The organism is Caballeronia hypogeia (assembly GCF_001544875.2).
Lineage (GTDB): Bacteria > Pseudomonadota > Gammaproteobacteria > Burkholderiales > Burkholderiaceae > Caballeronia > Caballeronia hypogeia.
The window spans coordinates 18,133-27,136 of record NZ_FCOA02000056.1 but is presented as its reverse complement, the minus strand read 5'-3'; the positions used below and the strand labels follow the sequence as shown (position 1 = coordinate 27,136).

Below are 9,004 nucleotides of genomic sequence, written 5' to 3'. Positions count from 1 at the left end.
GCTGTTGATACTGAGTTCTTTCGTGCATCGCAACACCTTATACGAAACAGGTGTTGCACTTCAGATTTGAGGCCGCCATCCGATTAACAAAGAAAACAATGCGACTGAAAAACGAAAGTTTATGATCTTTCATAATTCGACTCGACGACATTGCCTACACCACTGATCCTCAGGCCATGGGTCTTCGTCTCGCGACAAGAAAATCGCGACAAGAAAAATATCGTCCTAACGCCTAAACTGGTCTTGGAGGCTATCCAGTGCGCGCTGATTCTACCCGGCTGCTGCAGCGAGTCCTGATACAGGTCGCGCGGGCCCCGTGTCGTGCCGGACAAGGCGCATAGCTATCAAGGTGAGTATCGTGAAAAGGCGTGACTTGTGCCGGCTTCTGTTCGCCCTGCTGGCGCTGTGCATCAGCGCCGCGGCCACCGCGGGCAGAGGCGGCGGCTGGTATCACGGCGGCGGCTATGGCGGCGGTGGCGGCGGCGGTTATGGCGGTTATGGCGGCGTAAACCACGGCAGCAGTGCGAGCGGCGGTAGCAACTGGAGCAGCACCTACCATGGCGGATATTACGGCGGCGGCTGGTACCACGGTGGCTATTACCACGGCGGCTACGGCTGGTATCACGGTGGGTATTATCACGGCGGCTATTACGGCTGCTGCGGATCGGTAAGCGTCGGTTTTTACTTCGGTCCGGGCTTCATCTACGGTTACCCGTTCTATCCGTACTACTATCCCCCGTACTACGCCAACGTTTACTACCCGTACGTGTCCGGCGACGTGTCCCAACCTACGCAGTACATCGAGCAGGGGCAGGCTCAGTCCGGCGACGCGGACATGTACGACCAGGGCGGCGGCGCGTCGCAAGTGGCCGTCTGGTACTACTGCGACAAGCCGCAGGGCTACTACCCTTACGTGCGGGCATGTCCCGGCGGCTGGCAGAAGGTGCCGGCACGGCCTCCCGACGGTTGAACGACGGGTGAGTGATGCTCGCATGCCGCATCGGTGACGGCAGGTCGCGTTGCCTGCTACCTCGATGGAGCGACTTCAGGCGCGAAAGCAGACTGCGACGCCGACGACAGATTGCCCTTCGCGCATGATGCCGCGCGCGCATCGCACCACTCGTTGGCCGACCATCCCCCGCCGAGATCGCCGAACAATGCCGCCGCGTCGATGAGCCGCGACTCCGTCACGTTGAGCGCGGTCTCCTCGTTGCTCAACTGCGTGGCCTGCGCGGTCGCGACCGTCGTGTAATCCACCGTGCCCGCCTGATATTCGTTCAGCGCGACTTCCGCGCCGTGGCGCGCGTCCTTCACCGCCTGATCGATCGCGACCTGCTGCTGCCCGAGAATTCGCAGACCCGACAGATCGTCCTCGACGTTCTGGAACGCGCCGAGCACCGTGCCGCGATAATTGGCGACCGCCGCGTCGTAGGCGGCCTTCGCCGCATCGACCTTGGCGCTGCGCTCGCCGCCATCGAAAATCGTCTCGGTCGCGCTGGCGCCGAGCGACCAGACATAGTTCGCGATATTGAACAGCCCCGCGAGCGGCGAGGCCGAAAAGCCCGCCACCGCCGACAGCGATATGGTCGGGTAGTACGCGGCGACCGCCACGCCGATCGCGGCATTCTGCGCGGCCATCTGCCGCTCGGCCACGGCGATGTCCGGGCGCCGTTCGAGCAACGTGGACGGCACGCCCGTCGGGATGTCGGGCAACGCGGGCAGCGCGGTGCCATGCGCCACGTCGAGCGCCTCGGGATTGCGGCCGACGAGCACCGCGATCGCATGCTCGTACTTCGCGCGCGAGACGCCCAGCGCGATCAGGCTCGACTGCGCCGTTTCGAGCTGCGTGCGCGCGGTAATGAGATCGGACGGCGGAATCGTGCCCGCATCCGACTGGTTCTGCGTCACGCGCAACGATTCCGTATAGGCCTTCACGGTCTGCTGCAGTAGATCGATGTTCGCATCCGAAATGCGCAGATCGATGACCGCTTCGGCGAGCGCCACCTGCTCGGAGAGCGTCGCGTTGGCGAACGTCGCCTCACTCGCCTGCGCGGTGGCCGCGCTTTCCTCGACCGTGCGGCGCACTTCGCCCCAGAAGTCCGGCGCCCAGCTCACCTCGCCTTCCAGCGCGGCCTCGTTGTTCACCGTCTTGCGGTTGCCGAACAGCGCCGTATTCGTGCTCGTGCTCGGACTGATGCCCGTGCGCTGGCGCGTGGCCGAGCCCGTCACGCCGAGCGTCGGAAACAGCGATGCGCGCGCCAGCCGCACTTCCGCCAACGCCTCCTGATAGTTCGCGAGGCTTTGCCTCACCGACTGGTTCGATACCGCCACCTGCGGCTCCAGCTCATCGAGCAGCGGATCGTGGAACGCGGTCCACCAGTCGCCCTTGGGCAGGGTCGCGGCGTCCGGACGCGCGGCGGTCCAGCCGTCGAGCTCTTTCCATGTCGCGGGCACCGACACCATCGGGCGCTGATAGTCGGGGCCGACGGTGCATGCCGCGAGCATCGCGAACAGCGTCAGTGATGCGTATCGAAACGCGAATCGAAGGGAGTTCATTGCGCAGCCTCGGACTCGGGGCGCCGGTTCCACGGCAGCCGGACGGACCAGGCGGCGAGCCGCGCGCGCACCCGGTCCAGATAGAGATAGATCACGGGCGTCGTATAGAGCGTGAACACCTGGCTCAGTATCAGCCCGCCGATGACCGTCACGCCCAGCGGCTGGCGCAGCGCTGCGCCCTGGCCGATGCCGATCGCGAGCGGCACCGCGCCGAGCACGGCGGCGAGCGTGGTCATCAGAATCGGGCGCAGGCGCACGACGGCGGCATCGTGGATCGCGCGCGCGGCTTCGTAGCCCTCGTGGCGCTGCAACTGAATGGCGACATCGACCATCATGATGCCGTTCTTCTTGACGATGCCGATCAGCAGGATCATGCCGATCATCGCGATGACCGAAAACGGCGTGCCGAAGATCAGCAGCGCAAGCGTCGCGCCGATGCCGGCGGAGGGCAGCGTCGAGAGAATCGTGATCGGGTGCACGGTGTTTTCGTAGAGCACGCCGAGCACCAGATAGACGACGCCGAGCGCGGCGGCGATAAGCAGCGGCACCGTGCCCATCGATTGCGCATACGCCTGCGCCGCGCCCGCGAACGCGCCGTGAATCGACGCCGGCATGCCGATATCCTCGCTAGCCCGCACGATGGCCTGCCCCGCCGCCGACAGCGAGCCGTTGGGCGGCAGATTGAACGACAGCGTCGCGGCCACCTGTCCGCCCTGATGGTTCACCTGCGTCGCGGTGTGGTTGGTCGAGAAGCTCGCGAGCGCGGTGAGCGGGACCATGGTTTCGGCCGCGGTACTGTCCGCGCTGCCGCTCGACGTGCCGCCCTTCGAATTGGAGATGGCGTTGGTGGTGGCGTTTGCCTCGGCATCGGCGTTTCTGGAATTGGTCGCATTGGCCGATGAAGACGTGCTCGTCGCCGAGACGGCGGTGGCGGCCGTCACGCCGCTGACGGTGCTTTTCATCATCTGCGTCTGCGCCGTGCCGTTCGCGTTGCCGGCCGCCGTCGACAGATACAGGCGGTCCAGCCCTTGCGGATATTGCCAGTACGGCGGCGCGACCTCCATCACCACCGCGTACTGGTTCAGCGGGTTGTAGATCGTCGAGACGGTGCGCTGGCCGAGCGCATCGTAAAGCACGTTGTCCACCTGGTTCGGCTCGAAACCATAGCGCTTGGCGGTCGCGCGCTGGATCTGCACCATCGTCTGCAGGCCGTTCTGCTGCAGGTCCGAACTCACGTCGAGCAATTGCCCGCGATATTTGCCTAGCGCCTCGACGAGTCTCGGCGTCCACTTGAAAAGCTGGTCGGCGTCGTCGCCGGTGAGCGTGTATTGGTACTCCGCCGCCGACTGCCGACCGCCGACGCGCAAATCCTGCTGCGCCTGCAAAAAGAGCCGCGCGCCGGATACGGCATCGAGCTTCGGCCGCAGCCGGTTCACCACCTGCTGCGCGGACGCATGCCGCTGATTCAGCGGCTTGAGCGCGATGAACACCTGCGCTGTATTCAGCGCCCGCCCGCCTGTGAAACCCGCGACCGACAGCACGGCCGGGTCCTTCTGCACGATGGCCTGCAATTGCGCGAGCTTCTGCTTCATCGCGGGAAACGAGATGCTCTGATCCGCGATGATCTGCCCCATCAGCGTGCCGTTGTCCTGCTCGGGAAAAAACGTCGAGGGCACGAAGCGGAACAGCGCGACGTTCGCGACGATCAATCCGATCAGAATGAGCACCACCAGCAGCGAATGATCGAGCACCGCCGTGAGCGAGCGCGAATAGGCCTGCAGCGCACGCTCGAACTGCGTGTCGATCCAGCGAGGCCTCTGCCCGTGCGCGGGCGCGCGCTTGAGCACGTAGGCGCACATCGCGGGCGTGATGGTGAGCGACACCACGAGAGAGATCAGGATCGCGATGGACAGCGTCACCGCGAACTCATGGAACAGCAGCCCGACGATGCCGGGCATCAGCAGGATCGGCAGGAACACGGCGATCAGCGACAGGCTCATCGACACCACCGTGAATGCCACTTCGCCGCTCCCTTGCAGCGCGGCTTCGTGCGGCGGCATGCCGGCTTCGATATGGCGCATCACGTTTTCAAGCACGACCACGGCATCGTCGACGACGAAGCCCGTGCCAATGGTGAGCGCCATCAGCGACAGGTTGTCGATGCTGTAGCCGAGCAGGTACATCGGGCCGAAGGTGCCGACGATGGACAGCGGCAGCGCGACCGCCGGAATCAGCGCCGAGCGCGGCGAGCGCAGAAACACGAACACCACGCCCACCACCAGCAGCACGGCGATGAACAAGGTGCGCCCGGTATCTCCAACCGATGCGCGCACCGATTGCGAGTGATCCACCGCTACGTGCACTTTCACATCGCCGGGCAGCGTCGCTTCGATCGACGGCAGCACGGCGCGAATCTGTCCCACAGTCCGCACGATATTGCCGCCCGGACGCGGAAACACGATCACCAGCACGGCGGACTTGCCGTTGTAGAGTCCGGCGTTGCGGATGCTTTCGTTCGAATCGACGACATCCGCGACATTGCGCAGCATCACGGGCGACCCGTTCCGATAGGCGATCACCAGATCACGATACGGCGCGGCCTTCGAGATCTGGTCGTTCGACAGCACTTCGTAGCGCTGCCCGTTCTGGTCGACATGGCCTTTGGCGCTGTTGGCGTTGGCCGCCGAGAGCGACGCGCGCACGTCCTCCAGCCCGATGCCATAGCTGTTGAGCTTGCCCGGCTGCAACTCGACCCGCACGGCCGGCAGCGCGCCGCCACCCACCGTGATCTGCCCGACGCCGCTGATTTGCGACAACTGCTGCTGGATGACCGAATCGGCGGAATCGTAGAGCTGCGCGGTCGCGAGCGTGTCGGAGGTGAGCGCGAGCACGGCGAGCGGCGCTTCCGCCGGGTTGTACTGGCGATAAGTCGGATTGCTGCGCAGGGTGGTCGGCAGATCGGCGCGCGAGGCCTGAATCGCCGCTTCGACATCGCGCGCGGCGCCGTTGATGTCGCGCGAGAGACCGAACTGGATGACGATCAGCGACGTGCCGATCGAGTTGATCGACGTGAGCTCGTTCACTTCCGCGATGGTGCCCAGGCGCTTCTCCAGCGGTTCGGCGACGGTCGCGGCCATCGTCTCCGGGCTCGCGCCCGCCATCGTCGCCTGCACGACGATCACCGGGAACGCCGTGTTCGGCAGCGGCCCGACCGGCAGCCTGAACACCGCGAGCAGGCCGGACAGCGCAATCGCTATCGCGAGCAAGGTTGTCGCGACCGGCCGCCGGATGAAGAGCGCCGAGGGGTTCATCACGGCGCTCCCTCGCCCGCCGCTTCAGATTCGCCCGCGCGCCGCGCGCGCGCCGCCCGCACGCGCTGCGCCATGCGATCGAACATCAGATAGATGACGGGCGTCGTGAACAGCGTCAGGACCTGGCTCACCGTCAGACCGCCGATGATCGCGAGACCCAGCGGCCGGCGCAGCTCGGAACCCGTTCCCGTGCCGACCAGCATCGGCAATGCGCCGAGCATGGCGGCGAAGGTCGTCATCAGGATCGGCCGCAGCCGCAGCAGCGACGCCTCGAAGATCGCCTCGCGCGGCGGCTTGCCGTGCTCGCGTTCGGCTTCGAGCGCGAAGTCCACCATCATGATCGCGTTCTTCTTGACGATGCCGATCAGCAGCACGATGCCGATGATCCCGATCACGTCGAGATCGCTGCCCGCGATCATCAGCGCGAGCAGCGCGCCGATGCCGGCCGAGGGCAGCGTCGAGAGGATCGTCACCGGATGCACGAAGCTCTCGTAGAGCACGCCGAGCACGATATACACGGCGATGAGCGCCGCCGCGAGCAGATAGACCTCGCTTGCGAGCGAGTCCTCGAAGGCCTGCGCCGCGCCCTGAAACGCGACGCTGATCGATGCGGGCAGCGCGAGCGATGCCTGCGCATCGCGAATCTGCCGCACCGCCGTCGAGAGCGACGCGCCCGGCGCGAGATTGAAGGAGATCGTCGCGACCGGAAACTGCGCGAGGTGGCTGATGACGAGCGGCGTCGTCGTCAGATGCAGCGTTGCGATCTGGCGCAAGGGCACCTGCCCCGTCGTGCCGGTCTGGGTCGGCAGATAGAGATCGCCGAGCGACTCGATGGTGGCCATCGACTCGGGCTTCGCCACCAGAATCACACGATGCTGGTCCGACTGCTCGAAGATCGTCGAGACGATGCGCTGGCCCAGGGCATCGTAGAGCGCGTTGTCGACAGTCGCGGGCGTGATGCCGTAGCGCGCCGCGAGTTGCCGGTTCACGATCACCTGAACGCCCAGGCCGGAGTTGTCGAGGTCGCTGGTCACGTCGGTGAGTTCGTGCAGCGCCTTCACCTTCGCGACGAACGCGGGCACGTATTGCTGCAATACCTGCTGGCTCGGGCCGCGCAGCGTGAGCTTGTAGGCGTTGGGCGAGATCGACGTGTCGAGCGTCAGATCCTGCTCGGGCCGCGCATAGAGCTTGATGCCCGGCACGCTCGCCGTCTCGTTCGTCAGGCGCCGCGCGATCTCCTCGGCGCTAGCGGAACGCGCGTCACGGTCACGCAGGTTGATCAGAAAGCGCCCGTTGTTCAGCGTCGTGTTGGTACCGTCGATGCCTACGTAGGAAGTGAGCGACACGACGTCCGGGTCTTTCAGGATCGCATCGGCGAGCGCGACCTGACGCGTCGACATCGCCGCATACGACACCGACTTGTCCGCCACGCTGATGCCTTCGATCACGCCCACGTCCTGAGTCGGGAACAGGCCCTTCGGAATCGCGACATACAGCACGAAGGTCAGCGCCAGCGTCACCAGAAAGATCAGCAGCGTGAGCATCTGATGGTCGAGCACCCACACGAGGCCGCGCTCGTACGCGTGCTGCGTGCGGTCGAACAGGTTCTCGCTGATGCGCTCGAAGCGGCTCGGATGGCGCTGCGTGCGCGCCCGCAGAATGCGCGCGCACATCATCGGCACGACGGTGAGGGACACCACCGCCGATATCACGATGGTCACCGCGAGCGTCACCGCGAACTCGCTGAAGAGCCGCCCGATCACGCCGCCCATGAAGAGCAGCGGAATCAGCACGGCGATCAGCGAGAGCGTCAGCGAAAGAATCGTGAAGCCGATCTGTCCCGCGCCCGCGAGCGCCGCGTCGAGCGGCTTCATGCCCTCTTCGAGATAGCGCACGACGTTCTCGATCATCACGATCGAGTCATCGACGACGAAGCCCGTCGCGATGATGAGCGCCATCAGCGAGAGGTTGTCGATCGAATAGTGAAACTCGTACATGGTCGCGAGCGTGCCGACCAGCGACACCGGCACGGAGATGCTCGGCACGATGGTCGCGGGCAGGTTGCGCAGAAACACGAAGATCACCGCGACGACGAGTATGACCGCGAGCACGAGCTCCCACGCGGCGTCGCGCACGGAGGCGCGGATCACGCCGGTGCTGTCGGCGACCACGCGCACCTGCATCCCGGCCGGCAACGCGGATTCGAGCACGGGCAGTTGCTTTCGGATCTGGTTGACGGTCGCGATGACGTTCGCGCCCGGCTGCCGCTGCACGTTCAGCACGATGGCGGGCGTGCCGCTGCTCCACGCGCCGCGCTCGACGTCCTGCGCGCCCGCCGTGGCCCGCGCCACGTCGCGCAGATAGACCGGCGAGCCGTTCTGATAGGCGATGACCGTATCCATGTAGTCCTGCGGATCGGTGATCTGGTCGTTGGAGTTGACGGTGTAGTCGAGTTCGGGGCCGTCGAAGTTGCCCTTCGGCTGGCTCACGTTGACGTTGGCGAGCAGCGTGCGCAGATCGTCGATGTTCAGGTTGTAAGCCGCGAGCTTGTTGGGATCGGCTTCCACGCGCACCGCGGGCACATTGCCGCCCGCCGCCGTCACGAGACCGACGCCCGGCACTTCCGATATCTTCGTGCCGAGCCGGTTGTTCGCCACGTCCTGCAACTGCGTGAGCGACATCGACTTCGACGTGATCGCCAGAGTCATGATCGGCTGGTCGGCCGGATTCACTTTCGCGTAGGTCGGCGGCGCGGGCAGGCCGCTCGGCAGATAGCTGTTGGCCGCGTTGATCGCCTGCTGCACGTCCTGCTCGGCCACGTCGAGGGAGAGCGAAAGATCGAACTGCAGCGTGATGACCGACGAGCCCTCCGAGCTGTAGGAGATCATCTGCTGCACGCCGGGGATTTCGCCGAGCTGCACCTCGAGCGGCGCGGTGACGGTGGTCGCCATCACGTCGGGGCTCGCGCCGGGATAGAAAGTCTGCACCTGGATGGTCGGGTAATCGACATCGGGCAGCGAGGACACCGGCAGAAAATGCATCGCGACGAAGCCGACCAGCACCATCGCGATCATCAGCAGCGACGTCGCGACAGGGCGCAGGATGAACGGGCGGGACAGGTTCATGGGGCGCGCCCT

At 65.5% G+C, this 9,004-nt stretch carries 4 protein-coding genes; 1 reads left to right on the top strand and 3 read right to left on the bottom strand.

The features are described 5' to 3' along the window. Positions 1–358: 358 nt before the first annotated feature. A complete protein-coding gene (locus AWB79_RS37005) occupies positions 359–970 on the top strand; it encodes a hypothetical protein (RefSeq protein WP_082862589.1) in 612 nt (203 codons plus the stop codon). A 56-nt stretch (positions 971–1,026) separates the two neighbouring features. On the opposite strand, the gene AWB79_RS37000 is transcribed toward AWB79_RS37005, so the two are convergent. From AWB79_RS37000 to AWB79_RS36990, 3 genes are read right to left on the bottom strand one after another with little or no spacing between them, the layout of a single operon-like run. Further along, positions 1,027–2,556, bottom strand: coding sequence for an efflux transporter outer membrane subunit (locus AWB79_RS37000; RefSeq protein WP_061172430.1), 1,530 nt, complete (start codon positions 2,554–2,556; stop codon positions 1,027–1,029). Then, positions 2,553–5,867, bottom strand: a complete 3,315-nt coding sequence (locus AWB79_RS36995) for an efflux RND transporter permease subunit (protein WP_061172429.1) — start codon at positions 5,865–5,867, stop codon at positions 2,553–2,555. Before AWB79_RS36995 ends, AWB79_RS37000 begins: the two co-directional genes overlap by 4 nt. Then, a complete protein-coding gene (locus tag AWB79_RS36990) occupies positions 5,867–8,992 on the bottom strand; it encodes an efflux RND transporter permease subunit (RefSeq protein WP_061172428.1) in 3,126 nt (1,041 codons plus the stop codon). The genes AWB79_RS36995 and AWB79_RS36990 overlap by 1 nt, the downstream gene beginning before the upstream one ends. Positions 8,993–9,004 lie beyond the last annotated feature (12 nt).

What these genes read in the sequence shown, in the direction of transcription:
- AWB79_RS36990 (WP_061172428.1), bottom strand. Translation starts at nt 8,992, where the DNA reads ATGAACCTGTCCCGCCCGTTCATCCTGCGCCCTGTCGCGACGTCGCTG.
- AWB79_RS37000 (WP_061172430.1), bottom strand. Translation starts at nt 2,556, where the DNA reads ATGAACTCCCTTCGATTCGCGTTTCGATACGCATCACTGACGCTGTTC.
- AWB79_RS36995 (WP_061172429.1), bottom strand. Translation starts at nt 5,867, where the DNA reads ATGAACCCCTCGGCGCTCTTCATCCGGCGGCCGGTCGCGACAACCTTG.